Raw genomic sequence first — 16,980 nt, forward strand, 5'->3', positions numbered from 1 at the left:
GTGCAGCACCCCTTCACGCCGCTGGCCTCCGTGCCGGTCGACCGCCGCCGCGCCCGCGTCCACGAGGAGGGCTGGCAGTCCTGGAGCCCCAGCGGCGCCTACGCCCTGGGCACGGCGCCCCACCGTCCGGCCAACGCCAACTGGGCCACGGTCTGCTACCGGCCCGGCGTCACCGTCCCCGCCGGCGTCTTCCAGGGCGAGGGCCTGCTCGCGCTCGACCCCGGCGACGGCTCACCGGTCCGGCTGTGGGCGGCGGCCGAACCGACGCGCGAGGTGCCGTCGATCCGGCTCGCCGTACGGGGCGGAGTCGCGGAGATCGGTGCCGACGGCCCGGTGAAGGAGTGGACGGGCGAGGACATCCAGGCGGTGCTGGGCCACTGGGCCTTCGGCCTCGGACTGGAGGTCCCGCGGCCGGCGCCCAGTGTCTGGTGCTCCTGGTACGAGTACTTCACGCAGGTCACCGAGGACGACATCCACGAGAACCTCCGCGCGATGGACACCCTCGACCTGCCTGTCGACGTCGTTCAGATCGACGACGGCTACCAGCGGGCCCTCGGCGACTGGCTCACCCTCTCCGGCCGCTTCCGCTCCCGCGCCGGAATCGCCGACAAGATCCGCTCCCGCGGCCGCCGCGCCGGCATCTGGACGGCCCCCTTCCTCGTCGACCCGGCGAGCGACCTGGCCGCCGAGCACCCCGACTGGCTGGTCCGCGACACCGCCGGCGGCTTCGCCCACGCCGGCCGCAACTGGGGCCACGACCTGCGCGTCCTGGACACCACCCACCCCGACGCGGCGGCGTACCTGACCGAGGTCTTCACCACCCTGCGCGCGGAGGGCTACGACTACTTCAAGACCGACTTCCTCTACGCGGGCGCCCTGGCCGGCATCCGCCACGCGGACGTCGACCCCCTCACGGCGTACCGCTCCGGCATCCGCCTGATCCGCGACGCGATCGGCCCGGACTCCTACCTCCTGGGCTGCGGCGCCCCGATGCTCCCCTCCATCGGCCTGTTCGACGCCATGCGCGTCAGCCCCGACACGGCCCCGCACCGCCGCCCCGAGGCCGACGACTACTCCCAGCCGGGCCAGGACCCCGCCGAGTTCACGGGCGCGGCCCGCCAGTGGCAGCACGACCGCCTCTGGACCAACGACCCCGACTGCCTGATGGCCCGCCCGGCCGTCGAGACCCGCGAACAGTGGGCGGCGCACGTGGAGTCCACCGGAGGCCTGATGGCCTCCAGCGACCGCTTGCTGTCGCTGGACGAGTGGGGCGTGACGACGACCCGCCGGCTCCTGACGCCACGCGTCGTCTCCTGAAAAGCCGGGGCGCGTGAAAAGCCGGGGCGCGGCACTCCCCTAATGGTGCCGCGCCCCGTCCCCCCGCCTCCGCAGTGGCTAGACGGCCTCCACCTCCGGCAGCGTGCCCGTCCGGGCCGCTCGGGCGTACCAGTGGGCGCTGGACTTCGGGGTGCGTTCGAGTGTCGCGTAGTCCACGTACACCGCGCCGAAGCGCTTGCCGTAGCCGTACGACCACTCGAAGTTGTCCATCAGGGACCACAGGAAGTAGCCGCGGACGTCCGCGCCGTCGGCGATCGCGCGGCGGACCGCCGACAGGTGGCCGTGCAGGTAGGCGACGCGCTCCGGGTCGTGCACCCGGCCGTCCGAGTCGATCTTGTCGTCGTAGGCCGCGCCGTTCTCGGTGATGTACAACGGCAGGCCCGGCGCCTCCCGGGTGTAGCGCATGATCAGCTCGTGCAGGCCGGTCGGGTCGATCGTCCAGCCCATCTCGGTGCGGTCGCCGGGCGTCTGGTGGAAGGCGACGTCCTCCGCGGCCGGCCAGGGCGAGTGCTCGCTGGAGCCGTGGCCGTCGGCGCGCGGTCCCTTGGCCGCCGGGTCGGCCGCCGAGACCAGCGCGGGCGTGTAGTAGTTGAGGCCCAGCGCGTCCAGCGGCTGGTTGATCAGCGCCAGGTCGCCGTCGAGGACGTAGTTCCAGTCCGTGAGCCCCGCCGTCGCCACGTACAGCGACTCCGGGTACGCGCCGTGCAGGACCGGGCCGTGGAAGACGCCGTTGGCCAGGTCGTCGATCTTCCGGACCGCCGCCAGGTCCGCCGGGCTCTGCGAGAGCGGCCTGGCCACCGTGGAGTTGAGGCTGATCGCGACGGAGTTGCGGGCCGGCATCACCGACCGCAGCGCGGACGCGCCCAGCCCGTGCGCCAGGTTCAGGTGGTGCGCGGCGCGCAGCGACGCCGCGGGATCCGTCCGGCCCGGGGCGTGCACCCCGGAGGCATAGCCCAGGAACGCGCTGCACCACGGCTCGTTGAGCGTCATCCACTGCTCGACCCGGTCGCCCAGCGCCTCGCCGACGATCTGCGCGTACTCCGCGAAACGGTACGCCGTGTCCCGCTCCGGCCAGCCGCCCGCGTCCTCCAGCTCCTGCGGCAGGTCCCAGTGGTAGAGCGTGACGGCCGGCTTGATGCCCTTGGACAGCAGCTCGTCGACCAGCCGGCGGTAGAAGTCCAGGCCCTTCTGGACGGCCGGACCCCGGCCGGTCGGCTGCACCCGCGACCACGAGACGGAGAAGCGGTAGGCGCCCAGGCCCAGCTCCGCCATCAGCGCCACGTCCTCGCGGTAGCGGTGGTAGTGGTCGACAGCGATGTCACCGGTGTCTCCACCGGCCGTCTTGCCCGGCGTATGGCTGAAGGTGTCCCAGATCGACGGCGTACGGCCGTCCTCCCGCACCGCGCCCTCGATCTGGTACGCGGAGGTCGCCGCGCCCCAGAGGAAGGCGGGAGGGAAGGTCACCGCAGTGGCCGGGTTCTCGGAGTCAGGCATGGAAGCGCTCCCATTGGAGGTCGTGGAGACCGGGGGTGGAGGGGGAGGGGGAGAAGGGGGAGAACAGGGGCCGGAGCAGCGCCGGCCCGGCCCCTGGAGACAGGGCGTCAGCCCTTGACGGCGCCCTGCATGATGCCGCCCACGATCTGCTTGCCGAAGATCGCGAAGACCAGCAGCAGCGGCAGTGTGCCCAGCAGCGCGCCCGCCATGATCAGGGACTGGTCGGGGGTGTAGCCGCGTCCGAGGCCCGCGACCGCGACCTGCACGGTCGGGTTGCCCATCTGGGTCAGCACCAGGAACGGCCACATGAAGTCGTTCCAGGTCTGCACGAACGTCAGCATCCCGAGCACGGCCATCGCCGGCCGCGCCGCCGGGAACACCACGTGCCACACCACACGCCAGCTGCTCGCCCCGTCGACCCGGGCGGCCTCGATGATCTCGTCCGGCAGGGCCTGGATCAGGTACTGCCGCATGAAGAACACACCGAACGCGCTCACCAGCGACGGCAGGATCACCGCCTGCAACTGGTCCGTCCAGTCGAGCTTGGCGACCATCATGTACAGCGGGATCACGCTCAGCTGCGGCGGCACCATCATCGTGCCGATCACGATCAGCATCAGCGCGCCACGGCCCCTGAACCGCAGCTTGGCGAAGGCGAAACCGGCGATCGTCGACAGGAAGACGATGGTCAGCGCCGAAGTACCCGCCACGATCGTGGTGTTGAAGAAGGCCTCACCCAGATTGGCGTCCTTCCAGGCGATCTCCAGCTTGTCGAACAGGCCCGAGCCGAACCAGAACGGCGGCGGCGTCTGCGCGAGCCGCTGGTTGTCACGCGAGGCGGCGATCGCCGTCCACACCAGTGGGAACAGCGAGACGATCGTGAACACGATGAGGATCGCGTACGCGATCGGACCGCCGTGCAACGTCCCGCCGGCCCGCGCGGACTTCGGCAGGCGGGGGCGTTTGGACTCCTTCGCGGGCGCCGCGCCGGGCGGCGGGGCGTCCTGGGGCGTCACAGTCGTCGTCACGGCCGGAACTCCTTAACTACTGGCGCGCAGCCGGCGCGAGATGACGTAGTTGACGATGCCGATGACGATCAGCATGAGGAACATCGTCCAGGCGATCGCCGAGGCACGGCCCAGGTGCTGGGCGACCCAGCCCTGCTCGTACAGGTACAGGCCGAGCGTCTGGAACTGGTGCTCCGCGCCGCCCGACGTGCCCTTGTTGGCGTCGAACAGCAGCGGCTCGCCGAAGACCTGGCTCGCGCCGATCGTCGACACGACACAGGTGAACAGGATCGTCGGACGCAGTGCCGGCAGCGTCACATGGATGAACTGCTGCCAGCGGTTGGCCCCGTCCAGCGCCGCCGACTCGTACAGGTCCTGCGGGATCGCCTGCATCGCGGCCAGGTAGATCAGCGCGTTGTAGCCGGTCCAGCGCCAGATGATGATCGACGATACGGCGATCTGCGAGAACCACTTGTCGTTCTGCCAGTCGACCGGGTTGATGCCGACCATGTCGAGCGCCCAGTTGATCATGCCGTAGTCACGGCCGAAGAGCAGCACGAACACCAGCGAGGCGGCGGCGATCGACGTCGCGTACGGCGCGAGCATCGCGACCCGGAAGAAGGTCGAGGCCCGCAGCTTGTAGTTGAGGATGTGGGCGATGCCCATCGCCATCAGCAGCTGCGGGACGGTGGAGATGATGCCGATGGTCAGGGTGTTCTTCGCCGCGTTCCAGAAGAACTCGTCGTCGAAGATCCGGGTGTAGTTGCGCAGCCCGACCCAGTTCATGTCGGTCGGCGCGGTCAGCTCCACCTGGTGCAGCGAGGCCCAGCCCGTGTAGATCAGCGGGAACAGGCCGAACGCGATGAACAGCAGGAAGAACGGCGAGACGAAGGCGTACGGGCTCCAGCGGATGTCCCGCTGCCAGCGGCGGGACAGCCGGTCCCGGCGCCGCCGCTCCTTCTCCAGAGACACGGGATCCGCGGGCGGGCGGCCCGGGGCCGCGCCCCCCTCGGAGGGGGGCGCGGCGGTGTCGTGGCGGGTGGCCATACGGGTCACTGGTCCAGCTTGTTGTCGATGGTCTTGGTGGCGGAGTCCCAGGCCTCCTTGGCCGACTTGCCCTTCGTCGCCAGGATCACGCCGTTGTCCGTCAGGCCCTGCATGATGATCTGGTCCTTCGGGCCGATCACCTGGACCGGGGCGGCCTTGGCGGCCTCCGCGAAGATCGGGCCGATCTTCTGGTCACCGGTCATCTCGTTCGTCGCGCCGGTCACTTCGGGCATGGTGTAGGTGGACGGCGCGCTCGGGAAGCTGGCCTGCACCTTGAACAGCTTCGCCTGCTGCTCCGGCGCGGTCAGCCAGGTCACGAACTTCTGGGCTTCCTTCACGTGCTTGCCGCTCTTCGGCACGGTGAGGAAGGTGCCGCCCCAGTTGGCGCCCTTGGGCGCGGTGGCCACGGCCCACTTGCCGGCCGCGTCCGGCTTCGAGTAGCCCTTGATCGTGCCGAGCATCCACGGCGGGCAGGCGATGGCGGCGAACTTGTTGTTGGCGATCGAGGAGTTCCAGCCCGGCTGGAACTGCGTCTCCGACTGGACGAGGCCCTTCTTGGCGGCGTCCGCGGTCAGGTTGAAGGCGGCTTTCACTGCCGGGTTGGTCTTGTAGATGACGTTCCCGGAGGTGTCGTAGAACTTCTTCTCCTCGCTGCCCAGGACCGCCTGGATCAGACCGCCGGGGGAGTCCATGAAGAAGGTGCCCTTGGGGGCCTTCGACTTGTAGCGCTCGCCGACCTGGACGAGCTTGGCCCAGTCGCCGGCCCACAGCTTGCCCACCTCGGCCGGGTCGGTGGGCAGACCGGCCTGCTTGAAGAGGTCCGTGCGGTAGCAGATCGCCATCGGGCCGACGTCGGTGCCGAGGCCGATCGTCCTGCCGTCCTTGGTGGTGGCCTGCTCCCACTTCCAGTCCAGCCACTTGCTCTTGTCCACGCCCGAAACCTTGGACATGTCCTCGAGCTTGTCGGCCTGGGTGGCCGTGACCTCGGCGATGTTGGCCACCTCGACGGCCTGGACGTCCAGCAGACCGCTGTTGGTGGTGAGGTGGTTCAGCAGCGCCGGGTAGTAGTTCTCGTTCCGCTCGACGACGTTCTCGGCGATCTTGATCTTCGGGTTGAGCTTCTCGTACTCGGCGTAGAGGCCGGCTTCCTTGAAGCCCATGGTGCCGAAGAGCCCCACCGAGATCGTCGTCTTGCCCTTGCCGTCACCGTCCGGCGAGCCGGAGTTGTCGTCGCCGCCGTCGTCGGCACAGCCGGCCAGCAGCCCGGCGCCCAGCGACGCGACGGCCGCGAGGACCATCGCCTTGCGGGCGGTTCGGATGCGTGCTCGCATGTCGTCCTCCTGTTGCCCTGACGTGCCGACCCCCCGGCCAACTGCATTGTTGGACCCGTTTTTACTCGCTGCGGCTCGGGCGGGGAACGTGCGGGTTGTGTATGTGTCAGGTACTGTGGGAGCGCTCCCACCAGTGATGTGTTGAAGGTTCTCCGGTCGGGGCGGGGGTGTCAAGGGACCGGACAGGGAGAGATGCGTTCAGTTATCGGGCTGTTAACTGGACCCGGGCCGCAGTCCCTTGCGGCCCAGGACGGCGGTATCAAGCCAGTCGGACCGGCCCGCCGCCCTAAGCGGAAGGCCGAGGACGGCAGGCCTCGGCAGCGGTCACTCCTGCTGACGAGCCTGTTAAATTCCAGGCCAGCCGCAGAGTGCGGGTGTGGACGGGAAGGCGGAGCCCATGGCAAGCCACGGAGCGCGGGGCCGAAGCGGTGGCCGGCCCACCCTCGAAGAGGTGGCGGCGCGCGCCGGTGTCGGCCGCGGCACGGTGTCCCGGGTGATCAACGGCTCGCCCCGGGTCAGCGACGCGACGCGTGCGGCCGTGGAGGCGGCGGTCGCCGAACTCGGCTACGTCCCGAACACCGCGGCCCGTGCCCTGGCCGCCAACCGCACGGACGCGATCGCCCTGGTCGTGCCCGAGCCGGAGACCCGGTTCTTCGCGGAGCCGTACTTCTCGGACATGCTGAAGGGCGTCGGGGCGGAGCTGTCCGAGACGGAGATGCAGCTGCTGTTGATCTTCGCGGGCAGTGACCGCGAACGCCGCCGTCTCGCCCAGTACCTGGCCGCCCACCGGGTGGACGGCGTCCTGCTGGTCTCGGTCCACGCGGACGATCCGCTGCCCGATCTGCTGTCCCAGCTGGACATCCCGGCGGTGATCAGCGGCCCCCGGTCGGCGGGGGAGACACTGCCGTCGGTCGACTCGGACAACTACGGCGGCGCCCGGCAGGCCGTCGAGCACCTGCTGTCCCGCGGCCGCCGCCGGGTGGCCCACATCACCGGCCGCCTCGACGTCTACGGCGCCCAGCGCCGCATCGACGGCTACCGCGACGCGCTGAGCGACGCGGGCCACGGGGTGGACGAGGCGCTGATCGAGCAGGGTGACTTCTCGGAGGAGGGCGGCAGCCGCGCCATGGCGGCACTGCTGGAGCGCCGCCCCGACCTGGACGCGGTCTTCGCCGCCTCCGACGTCACCGCGGCCGGCGCCCGCCAGGCGCTGCGCGAGGCGGGGCGCCGCATCCCCGACGACGTGGCGCTCGTCGGCTACGACGACTCCGCCATCGCCCGCCACCTGGACCCGCCCCTGACCAGTGTCCGCCAGCCCATCGAGGAGATGGGCCGCCGGATGATAGACCTCCTTCTCACGGAGGTCGCCGACCGCCGCCCCCTGGCGTCCCGGGGGCTGGACCGACGGCAGGTGGTCCTGGCCACGGAGCTGGTGCCCCGGTCGTCGTCGTGACGCCGCATCCCCTGCTGGAGGTCACCGAGGTCGCGCGGACCGAGCCGTACCTGCGCACGGTGGGCGAGGTCTTCCGGGTCTTCCGCGACCAGGAGTCGGGCTGCGTGTCGTACGCGGTCAGGCTCGCAGACGGGGAACGCTGGTTCGTGAAGGAGGCGACGACCGACGCCGCCCAGCAGTCGCTGAACCGCGCCCGGGCCTTCCACCGGGCGGTACGGCACCCGGTGATCGTCCCGCAGCTGCACCGGTTCACGCGTGTGGCGGAGCTGACGGCGGCGTGGCGGAGCTCGGCGCACGGGGCCCCGAAAGACGCCGCAGACTGAGGGCCTCGGCGACGACGGCCTCGTGCACGCCGAGCCGGTAGAGGCTGATCGCCTCTCGGCAGAGGGCGGTCACGTCCTCGCAACCGCCGGCCGCCGGACCAGGTAGACGGCCGCCGTGGACACCAGCACCGCCATGCACGCGATGAACACCAGGCCCGCGCCCTCCAGGCCGATCGGGCCCGTCAGCAGGCCGACCCCGATCACCGGGACCGAGATGCCCGCGTAGGCGACGACGAACAGCGTCGAGATCACCGCCGCCCGCCGGTGCTCGGGAGATGCCCCGGCGACCTCGGACAGCGCGCCGCGGAACGCCAGGCCCTGCCCGACGCCGCCGACGAGCGCGCTCAGGACCACCAACGACATCAGGTCCCACCGCAGCGCGCCCGCGAGCAGCGCCAGCCCGGCGAGGAGTCCGGCGCAGCCCAGCGGGAGGGAGCGCCGCACCCCGACCCCGCCGACCGCGAGTTGCCCGGCGGTCGACGCGAAGAAGGCCAGCGCGACGACCAGCCCGCTCACGGCGTGGTTGTCCACGTGCAGGGACTCGGCGAGGAATGCCGGGCTGACCGAGGTGAACACCCCGAAGAGGGCGAAGCCGGCGAACGAGGCGATCGCCGCGGGGGTGAACACCGCCCGCACCTGTGGGGGAAGCGCGGGGCGCTGCGGCCGTACGGTGCGCAGCGGCTTGCGCTCCCGTACGGTCTCCACGAGCCGCAGCAGGACGGCGGCCGACCCGGCCACCAGCACGAGGTGCGTGACGAACGGCAGGTACAGCGGCCAGTCGGCGTACTGCGCGAGCACGCCGGAGAGCAGCGGCCCGCAGCCCAGTCCGCCCATGTTGGCGGCCGTCGCCACGAACGTGGCCCGGGAGGCGCCGCCTTCCGGCGCCAGTTCCATGACGTACGCCGTGGCGGCCCCCGTGAACAGACCGGCCGAGAGTCCCGACAGCAGCCGCCCGGCGTACAGCCAGCCCAGCCCGGTCGCGCACAGGAAACAGACGGCGCTCGCCGCCGCGAGGCCGAGGCCGCACAGCAGCACCGGGCGCCTGCCCACGGCGTCCGAGGCGTTGCCGACCAGCAGCAGGACCCCGATGACCCCGAAGGCGTACACGGCGTACACCACGGTCACCGTCAGCTCGGAGAACCCGAACTTGCCCTGGTAGAGGGGATAGAGGGGAGTCGGCAGTGTGGTGCCGGCCATGCACACGGCGAACACCGCCCCGCTGAGCACACACGCACGCCACCCTCGGCGCTCACCGTCCATGCCGCCGACCGTAAACCCGGTCGCTGCCCGGGCCGGGACCGGCGCGCACAAAGCGTCAACCGGTGGTTTCTGCGCGAAGCCACCGGCTGATTTCCCAGGTTGAGTGACGGGGCTCAGCGTATGGAGGAAGGAGATGGGGTCACGGCCTCGGGGGCCTGGATCACCTCGCCCGTACGCCCGCTCGCCCGTGAGGTCGATCAACCAGCGGAATGCGGTGCTGTGCGCGGTTACGCCCCTCGCTCCTTCTCGACTCTCTCCAGGCGCGACACGGTCACGGTCAGCTTCACGGCACTCGGGGCTTCCCATCGCAAGGCAAACGAGTTGACCTCGCGCAAGATGTACGTACCGTCCCTCTTCACGTCACTGACGATGCCTTCTTTGCCCGCGCTGGCGTCGTACACCTGGTCGCCGACCCACGCCCTGGGCTTCCCCTCGGTCATCGGAACACCTCGGCCCAGACCTGCTTGCCCCATCGGTAGAGGTCGGTGCCCCAGCGCTCGGCCAGAGCATCGACCAGGAGGAGACCCCGGCCGTTGGTGAGAAGGTCGTCACTGGGTTTGGCCAGCTCCGGCAGTATGCGGGCCTTGTCGACCACGCCGATCCGCACGAACCGCTCGTCAGGTCTGGTGACGACGACCCGAATCACGCGGCTGTTGGTGTGCTTGACCGCGTTGGCCACCAGCTCCGAGACGAGAAGTATGGCGGTGTCGGTCAGCTCCTCCATGTGCCAAGCGGCCAGAGCTGTCCGTACGAGCCTCCGAGCGGTCTCGGCGCTCTCCTCCAGAGCCGGGAGTGTCTCGGAGTATCCCGGGTGTCCTGTGTGATGCGGCTTCGCTGACACGATCATCTGAACCTCAGGGGTGTCGGTGTACGACGGCCTCGGTTCAGTCAACGACTGCTTGAGTCTCCCGAGGAGGAAAAGTCGGCCAGGTGTGCATCACGCCCAAGCGGAAATTTCCGGTTCTTGCCGTCACTGACGGAGCACCAGTGACTACCGTGGGTACGTGGAGGGGAACACGAGCCTCGCCGGCGCCATGAAGGAAGCGGGCTTCACGCAGGCCGAGTTAGCCGAGGCCGTCAACGAGTACCTGCGCCTGCACGGCTACGAGGGCACGGTGAGCGACCGGACCGTCCGGAACTGGCTAACCGGAAAAACTCGCTGGCCGCACCCGCGTCAGCGGGAAGCATTAGAGGCAGTATTCGGATGTACGGCCGAAGAGCTGGGCTTCCGCCCACCAGCGGCAAGACGTCCAACCAAACCGGAGTCGCCCGTGAGGCGCAGGAACTTCCTCACCGCCAGCACCGGCACAGCCGCCGCCGTCGTGGTTCCGGACTCCCGACCCACGCGGGTCGGTACGTCTGACGTGATCCGACTCCGGTCCGGCCTGGACACCCTCATGGCCTTGGACGACAACAGAGGAGGCCACGAGGGTCTGGAACGGGCAGCCCAGGCCGGAGCTGACGAGGCCCTCGACAAGGTTAAGTTGGCCGCCTCCCAGCGCATCCGCCAACGCCTGTTCTCCTTGGCCGCCGACTACACCGCTACGGCCGCCTGGTCAGCCCTCGACGCCCGCCGCCTCGCCCGAACTCAGCAGTATCTTGACCGGGCCCTGTACTTGGCCGGGATGGCCAAGGACCCAGTGGCGGAGATGCGAGTCTGGAACTCGTACGCGATGCTCGCCCACCAGCGGGGCCAGCACACACAGGCTGTGGACGCCGGATACGCGGCCCAGGCCACGGCCATCACCCGGCGGGACCCGCTGTTCGCCTCGCTCGCGCACGCCAGAACGGCCGTGGGCCATTCGAATCTCGGTGACCGTACGGGCGCCCTGCGGTCCCTGGGGTACGCCCAGGAAGCCCTGGAGAAGGTGTCCTTCGAGGAGCCCCGGCCGAGTTGGGTGGCCTTCTATGGGGGCGCCGAGCTGACTGCCATCACAGCGATCGTCAGAGACCGGATCGGGGACCCGGCACGGGCTGAGGCCGCCTCTCACCGGGCTCTCGGGGCGATCCCCAAGCAGTTCCGCCGTAACCGTGCTCTGGCCACGACACGGCTCGCCTTGGCCCAGCTCCATCAGCGGGACATCGAGCAGGCGTGCGCCACGGCATCCAAGGTGTTCGACCTGATGGCCGGGCACCCGCTCCCAGGCCGGATGCGCTCTCTCCTCGGCGACTACTACCGGGACTTGATCACCCTTGCACCAGACGCTGGGGTCGCACAAGAGTGGGGAGACCGCTTCCGAGCCGAATGGAGCCGATCTTGAGTGCCGCTGATCTGGTCGTCCGCCGTTACACGCATGCCGACCTGCCGCAGATCCGCCAGACGCTGATCGACATCCATGCGGACGCCTACGCGGATGCGATGGACGACGAGTTCAATCAGCGCTTCCCTTGGTTCGTCGACCACTGGGGCGGCAACCCGGACTTCGACTGCGTGATCGCCTGGGATGGCGACGAGGCAGTGGCCTTCGCGTACGGGGCCCCGGCTACCCCGAAGCGCGAGTGGTGGCGCGAGCACATGAAGGCCGCCCCCAAGAAGACCCGGACCTTCTCCTACTCGGAGCTGGCCGTGCGGACGGACTACCGGAAGATGGGCGTGGCTGAGGTGGTCACCAATGCTCTGCTGGACGAGCGCGACGAGGACCTCGCCGTCCTCTTGGTGGACATCACGCACCCCAAGGTTCAGGAGCTGTACGAGTCCTGGGGCTTCCGGAAGGTCGGCGAGCGCCAGCCCTTCCCGGATTCCCCGGTGTACGCCGTGATGCTGGCCGAGCTGCCGCTGAAGTAACGGAGACACGCCAGGGCAACACGACTGTGGTTGACGTCGTCATCAACCTGGGGGACTGAGTTCTACCGGGGCTGGTTCCGGCGGATCTTTCCGGGCTCGGCGCTCCTGGCACGGCTGCGTTACTGGGCGGCACCCGAGGTCGGCCGGACGGTCACGCGAGCGATGGCCACCGGTCGGCGGCCCACTCCAGCCATCCTGACCACCCAGGAGGCGGACCTCCTACCTCACGTCCATCGAGTTCCGTGGCGTCGGGCTCCTCGAACAGCGTCCTCCAGTGCAAGAGGTCCGTCTCGCTCATCACGAAGGTCTGATCAGGGGTGGCCGACTGGCGATGGGCGATCCGAGCGCGTTGGGTCTCATGGTCCACCGGCACGTACACGACGTGACAGGACGCGCCCACAGACATCACCAACCAGCGGATCGCGGACCTCTCGTCACGAGACCAGCATCCGAAATCCAGGACCACGTTCGTTCCCAGCTTCAGTGCCTCCAGACCCAGCCAGAGCAGCCGTCCTTCCAGCACATCGCGCTTCCCGGCCGGCTGCGGATCGCCGAACAGCGGGAGCATCCACTCATCCGGCGTCAGCCGCAGCGCGTTGTGCTCCTTGGCCAGCTGCCGAGCTCTCGTGGTCTTTCCGGCCCCTGGCAGGCCGACCGTCAGGAACAATGTCGCCACGCCCTGATCTTGTCACGAAGGCCAAGTGATCACGGCTTGAGCCAAAGGCCGATCGAAGCCACGGTGACGGTGCCGTGGAAGACGTAGGCGTGCTTGTCGAATCTCGTGGCCACGGCCCGGGAGCTCTTCAGCGCGTTGATCGTTCGCTCAACTCCGGTGTGCCATCCGCTGACATCCTGCCGGGCGACGAAGCCCGGCGGAGCCGTTGATGTCAACTCCTGCTGATCCGAGTCCAACTCACCAGCGGCCTCGTGGCATGTCGGCGATGGCGCTTTGGATTGCCGCCGCAGCGGTCTCCAGTCGCTGCGCGGTCTTCATCAGAAGCAGGGCCCTGTCCTCCAGGTTCCCGAGACTGTCTGCGGCCGAGGCGAAGAGACCGACGTTGTCCTCGAAGCTGCCCAAAGACCGTGCAGCGTCACTGAACAGCTCGATGGCGTCGGGACTGACGCCGAAGCCGTGGATACGGGGATCCGCCAGCTCATCGAGCAGGGTGTTGAGGAGGCCGGCCAGCTCCGGGGCGGTCTTGGAGAACTCGGCCAGTGCCGGGCGGACCTGATCGAGGAACTCCCCTTGGGCCTCGGCGAGCATCTCGCTGAGACGGGCTTCGGTCAGCCCGGTCAGGCCATCCAGCGCCTCGACGCTTTCGCCTTCCCGGCTGGCCTTCCACTCTTCGAGGAGTTCCACCGGGTAGTCGCCGCTGCTGGCGCCGTCGATGGTGGTGTGGTGGGGGACGCACAGCAGCAGCAAGTTCTTGAAGCTGTTGCGCTCCGGCTCGGACCACTTGGGATCGAACCGCTTCCCGCCTGGGTTGATGGCCCGGATGTGGGCGATCTCCGCGTTCAGTTTGGGTACACCGTTGACCATCGCGATGACGCGGCTCGTGCATCCAGGCCAGTAGCAGTAACCCCTGCACAGGGTCATCAGCCCGGCGAGTGTGGCGTTGTCGTACTTCCTCTGTGCCATGCGCCCCCTCTGCGACAGCTCCTCCGGGACTGTAGGACCTCAGACGAAGCCACGCCACGGTGTCTTCAAGCCGGTCGCCGGCTCATTTGGCGGCCGGCCGCTTCCCACCGATGTCGTCGTAGAGCCGTCGGACGACCTGGTCCGCCGTGGGCTTCCAGGAGGGGCTTGGCAGCCCGCGGGCCGTTTCCACGAGGGAGAACCATCGGCCCGGGTGACGTTCACCGTCGGGGGTATCGGCTCCGCCTTGGCCGGGACCTGCGACGCCTGGGGTCGGCGCGCGGTGGCGGTCAGGTGTAGCACGTGGGCCGCCACCGCGGGGGGACATGCTCAGACTTGCAGGCATGATCAGGGCGAACCGGGATGATGGCCCTTCAGCGCTTGTCGGCAAAGGGGGAAAAGCGATGAAAGACGTTCCGGTCATGGTGGAGTTCCTCAAGGCTCGTCTGCGCGAGGACGAAACTGCTGCTTGCGCACTGAAGCCCGGCAAGGACGACGGCGTGGCCAGGTTGAAGGCCCGAGTCCTGGCCGACGTCGAGGCCAAACGCCGGCTCGTGGCCTGGGTTGAGGACAATCGGTGGACGGCATTGATGGCGGAGGCCAGGGACCTCCCTCTCTGGCAGAGGGTGATCGTGGACGTGGTCGCCGGTGTCCCGCAGAGTTTCCGTAGCCCGGTTGTCTCCAGACTCGTTATGGCGTACGTCGACCACCCCGACTTCCGGCCCGAGTGGAAGCTCGTCGAGGTTGAGGACGAGTACGAGCCCGCCGACCACGAAGAGCGTCGGTGAGCTGAAGCGGACCAGTTTGAACTCCTCCCGATCCAGAAAGGCCATCTCGTCCTCGACCCCGTTGTCCACCCGGGGGCTATGTGCTGTCCATGGGCGTCTGGAGCGCTTTGAACCGAACGGTCTCCGGCTCGGAGGCGAAGATCTTGGACTGTGGCGCTTCCTCGCGGGAGCCGCCCTCACGCCACCGCACGGCTCCGGCATGACCACGGCGGATACGAAAGAGGCCGGTGACCTGATTACTCAGGTCACCGGCCTCTTCGGTGAGGGTGAGTGACGGGACTCGAACCCGCGGCATCCTGGACCACAACCAGGTGCTCTACCAGCTGAGCTACACCCACCATGACCGGCTTGGAGGTCAGTGATTTCCCCGACCGGCCGAGAAAAAGTGTACAGGGTCCGAAGGGGTGCTCGCGCCCGGCTTTCGCGGCGCCCCTCCACGGGCCCCCGGCACGGCTACTGCGCAGGCAGCACGTGCTTCGCGGCGATCTTCTTCGCGGTGTCCGAGTCGGGCCCGGGCTGCGGGACGAAGACGGCCTCGCGGTAGTAGCGCAGCTCCGCGATGGACTCGCGGATGTCGGCGAGCGCCCGGTGGTTGCCGTTCTTCTGCGGGCTGTTGAAGTACGCCCGCGGGTACCAGCGGCGGGCCAGCTCCTTGATCGACGACACGTCGACGATCCGGTAGTGCAGGTAGTCCTCCAGCGTCGGCATGTCACGCAGCAGGAAGCCGCGGTCCGTGCCGACGGAGTTGCCGCACAGCGGGGCCTTGCCCGGCTCCTTGACGTGCTCCCTGACATACGTCAGGACCTGCTCCTCGGCGTCCTTCAGCGTCGTGCCGTCCGGCAGCTCGGCGAGCAGCCCGGACGAGGTGTGCATCTGACGCACCACCTCCGGCATCGTCTCCAGTGCCCGGTCCGGCGGCCGGATGACGATGTCCACGCCCTCGCCGAGCACGTTCAGCTCGGAGTCGGTGACGAGGGCGGCCACCTCGATGAGCGCGTCGTCCGACAGCGAGAGGCCGGTCATCTCGCAGTCGATCCACACCATGCGATCGTTCATGTGTCTAACCTTACGGTGAGCCGCCGCGGGCCGGACCGGCCGTGCGGTGACCTTGTGGCCGCCAGGCGCGCCCGCCTCGCGCCCGAGGGCGCACCCGCCCCCGAAACGGCGCCGGGCCCGCGCGGAGATTTCCTCCACGCGGGCCCGGTCACCGGCTCACATCACGTCGCGCTGCGCTGCCCCGGCAGACTCGCCCGGCTCGGCACGTACGCCTCCCGCCCGTTGTCCGGCGCGGCCGACGCCGACGCGGACAGGGCCGGAGACGATCCGACCGCGCTCGCCGCCGCCGTACGGCGGGACTGGAGCGGGACGGGGTGCTCCGGATGCAGCGAGGCGGGCTGCTGGCCCGGCTGGCCGGGATGCCCCGGGTGCCCGGACATGCCGGGCGCCGGACCGCCCTGGGCGGCCTCGGTGTCCTGCGGCCGCTCGCCCTGCGGGCGCCGGGCGCGGTACGCCGCCCGGTACGCGGCCGGCGACGAGCCCAGCTGGCGGCGGAAGTGCCCGCGCAGGGCGACCGGCGAACGGAAACCGCAGCGCCCCGCCACCTCGTCCACCGAGTAGTCCGACGTCTCCAGCAGGCGCTGCGCCTGGAGCACCCGCTGCGTGATCAGCCACTGCAGCGGCGCGCTCCCGGTCAGCGAGCGGAAGCGGCGGTCGAACGTACGACGGCTCATGTACGCGCGTGCCGCCAGCGTCTCCACGTCGAACTGTTCGTGGAGGTGCTCCAGCGCCCAGGCGACGACCTCGGCGAGCGGGTCGGCGCCGATCTCCTCCGGTAAAGACCTGTCGAGATAGCGCTCCTGGCCGCCGCTTCGGCGCGGGGGCACGACGAGGCGCCGGGCCAGGGCCCCTGCCGCCTCGTTGCCGTGGTCCGTGCGCACGATGTGCAGGCACAGGTCGATGCCCGCGGCGGTGCCTGCCGACGTCAGCACGTCGCCGTCGTCGACGAACAGCTCCCGCGGATCGACGTGCACCGACGGATAGCGTTTCGCCAGCGTCGGCGCGTACATCCAGTGTGTCGTCGCGGGCCGGCCGTCCAGCAGGCCCGCCGCCGCGAGGACGAAGGCTCCGGTGCACAGCCCGACGATGCGGGCGCCCTCCTCGTGTGCCCGGCGCAGCGCGTCGAGCGCTTCGTCCGGTGGCGGAGAAGTGATCGAACGCCAGGCCGGTACGACGACCGTGCCCGCGCGTGAGATCGCTTCCAGGCCATGTGGCGCGGTGAGTTCCAGGCCCCCTGTGGTCCGCAGTGGGCCGTCCTCGCCGCCGCACACCAGCAGTCGGTAGCGCGGCACGCCGGCGTCCTGGCGGTCGATCCCGAACACCGACAAAGGTATGGAACTCTCGAAGATGGGGCCGCCGCTGAACAGCAGCACCGCGACGATCTCCTTGCGACGTCGCCCGGAAAGCTTCCGGGCCGCGGCTTCCGGCGCGGCAGTGGAGTCGTGGCTCATACTGCTAAGCC

17 protein-coding genes, 1 tRNA gene and 1 pseudogene are annotated in these 16,980 nt (G+C 69.5%); 6 read left to right on the forward strand and 13 right to left on the reverse strand.

All coding sequences use genetic code 11. The features are described from left to right. Complete coding sequence (locus tag MQE23_RS28065; RefSeq protein WP_243380586.1) at positions 1–1,317, forward strand: glycoside hydrolase family 36 protein; 1,317 nt, start codon at positions 1–3, stop codon at positions 1,315–1,317. A 78-nt stretch (positions 1,318–1,395) separates the two neighbouring features. Here MQE23_RS28065 and MQE23_RS28070 read toward each other — a convergent pair whose 3' ends face one another. From MQE23_RS28070 to MQE23_RS28085, 4 genes are all read right to left on the reverse strand, one after another. Continuing rightward, entirely contained in the window at positions 1,396–2,832 is a 1,437-nt protein-coding gene (locus tag MQE23_RS28070; RefSeq protein ID WP_243380587.1) for a GH1 family beta-glucosidase, read from the reverse strand. 107 nt (positions 2,833–2,939) lie between these two features. Further along, a complete protein-coding gene (locus MQE23_RS28075) occupies positions 2,940–3,860 on the reverse strand; it encodes a carbohydrate ABC transporter permease (RefSeq protein ID WP_037673950.1) in 921 nt (306 codons plus the stop codon). 12 nt (positions 3,861–3,872) lie between these two features. After that, positions 3,873–4,886 carry a sugar ABC transporter permease gene (locus tag MQE23_RS28080; RefSeq protein WP_020277251.1) on the reverse strand — a complete coding sequence of 338 codons (1,014 nt, stop codon included), beginning with the start codon at positions 4,884–4,886 and terminating at the stop codon, positions 3,873–3,875. Between the two features lie 5 nt (positions 4,887–4,891). After that, the gene (locus MQE23_RS28085; protein ID WP_243380588.1) at positions 4,892–6,217 is read right to left on the reverse strand and encodes an extracellular solute-binding protein; all 1,326 of its coding nucleotides are present in this window, start codon (positions 6,215–6,217) and stop codon (positions 4,892–4,894) included. Between the two features lie 397 nt (positions 6,218–6,614). Here MQE23_RS28085 and MQE23_RS28090 point away from each other — a divergent pair, with 397 nt between their 5' ends. Together MQE23_RS28090 and MQE23_RS28095 are read left to right on the forward strand one after the other, a co-directional pair. Continuing rightward, positions 6,615–7,670, forward strand: a complete 1,056-nt coding sequence (locus tag MQE23_RS28090; protein WP_037673945.1) for a LacI family DNA-binding transcriptional regulator — start codon at positions 6,615–6,617, stop codon at positions 7,668–7,670. Continuing rightward, positions 7,667–7,993 (forward strand): hypothetical protein, encoded by a 327-nt coding sequence (locus MQE23_RS28095; protein WP_020277248.1) that lies wholly within the window; start codon positions 7,667–7,669, stop codon positions 7,991–7,993. Before MQE23_RS28090 ends, MQE23_RS28095 begins: the two co-directional genes overlap by 4 nt. A gap of 69 nt (positions 7,994–8,062) precedes the next feature. On the opposite strand, the gene MQE23_RS28100 is transcribed toward MQE23_RS28095, so the two are convergent. The 3 genes from MQE23_RS28100 to MQE23_RS28110 all read right to left on the reverse strand — a co-directional run bounded on the left by MQE23_RS28100 (position 8,063) and on the right by MQE23_RS28110 (position 10,100). Beyond that, complete coding sequence (locus MQE23_RS28100; protein ID WP_037673942.1) at positions 8,063–9,253, reverse strand: MFS transporter; 1,191 nt, start codon at positions 9,251–9,253, stop codon at positions 8,063–8,065. A 227-nt stretch (positions 9,254–9,480) separates the two neighbouring features. Beyond that, positions 9,481–9,693 (reverse strand): hypothetical protein, encoded by a 213-nt coding sequence (locus MQE23_RS28105; RefSeq protein WP_020277246.1) that lies wholly within the window; start codon positions 9,691–9,693, stop codon positions 9,481–9,483. Next, a complete protein-coding gene (locus MQE23_RS28110) occupies positions 9,690–10,100 on the reverse strand; it encodes an ATP-binding protein (protein WP_037673939.1) in 411 nt (136 codons plus the stop codon). The genes MQE23_RS28105 and MQE23_RS28110 overlap by 4 nt, the downstream gene beginning before the upstream one ends. A gap of 550 nt (positions 10,101–10,650) precedes the next feature. On the opposite strand from MQE23_RS28110, the gene MQE23_RS28115 reads away from it, so the two are divergent. Then, complete coding sequence (locus MQE23_RS28115; protein ID WP_342365007.1) at positions 10,651–11,514, forward strand: hypothetical protein; 864 nt, start codon at positions 10,651–10,653, stop codon at positions 11,512–11,514. Next, positions 11,499–12,038, forward strand: a complete 540-nt coding sequence (locus MQE23_RS28120) for a GNAT family N-acetyltransferase (protein WP_020277243.1) — start codon at positions 11,499–11,501, stop codon at positions 12,036–12,038. The genes MQE23_RS28115 and MQE23_RS28120 overlap by 16 nt, the downstream gene beginning before the upstream one ends. Positions 12,039–12,189: 151 nt before the next feature. Here MQE23_RS28120 and MQE23_RS28125 read toward each other — a convergent pair whose 3' ends face one another. From MQE23_RS28125 to MQE23_RS28135, 3 genes and pseudogenes are all read right to left on the reverse strand, one after another. Next, the gene (locus tag MQE23_RS28125) at positions 12,190–12,714 is read right to left on the reverse strand and encodes an ATP-binding protein (protein WP_037673938.1); all 525 of its coding nucleotides are present in this window, start codon (positions 12,712–12,714) and stop codon (positions 12,190–12,192) included. Positions 12,715–12,743: 29 nt separating this feature from the next. After that, positions 12,744–12,866 (reverse strand): annotated as a pseudogene (locus MQE23_RS28130) (IS5/IS1182 family transposase); the annotation flags it as partial. 85 nt (positions 12,867–12,951) lie between these two features. Beyond that, positions 12,952–13,677: a hypothetical protein gene (locus MQE23_RS28135; RefSeq protein ID WP_020277240.1), complete on the reverse strand. Its 726-nt coding sequence runs from the start codon at positions 13,675–13,677 to the stop codon at positions 12,952–12,954. Positions 13,678–14,018: 341 nt separating this feature from the next. Between MQE23_RS28135 and MQE23_RS28140 the strand changes: the two genes are divergently transcribed. Continuing rightward, the gene (locus tag MQE23_RS28140; protein WP_243380589.1) at positions 14,019–14,462 is read left to right on the forward strand and encodes a DUF6221 family protein; all 444 of its coding nucleotides are present in this window, start codon (positions 14,019–14,021) and stop codon (positions 14,460–14,462) included. Between the two features lie 265 nt (positions 14,463–14,727). On the opposite strand, the gene MQE23_RS28145 is transcribed toward MQE23_RS28140, so the two are convergent. From MQE23_RS28145 to MQE23_RS28155, 3 genes are all read right to left on the reverse strand, one after another. Continuing rightward, positions 14,728–14,800: transfer RNA gene (locus MQE23_RS28145), tRNA-His, on the reverse strand. A 115-nt stretch (positions 14,801–14,915) separates the two neighbouring features. After that, positions 14,916–15,518, reverse strand: coding sequence for an oligoribonuclease (orn, locus tag MQE23_RS28150; RefSeq protein WP_037673934.1), 603 nt, complete (start codon positions 15,516–15,518; stop codon positions 14,916–14,918). A gap of 161 nt (positions 15,519–15,679) precedes the next feature. Beyond that, entirely contained in the window at positions 15,680–16,969 is a 1,290-nt protein-coding gene (locus MQE23_RS28155; RefSeq protein WP_020277235.1) for a helix-turn-helix domain-containing protein, read from the reverse strand. Between the last annotated feature and the right edge of the window lie 11 nt (positions 16,970–16,980).

Origin of the sequence: Streptomyces sp. HP-A2021 (assembly GCF_022807935.1) — a bacterium.
Lineage (GTDB): Bacteria > Actinomycetota > Actinomycetes > Streptomycetales > Streptomycetaceae > Streptomyces > Streptomyces afghaniensis.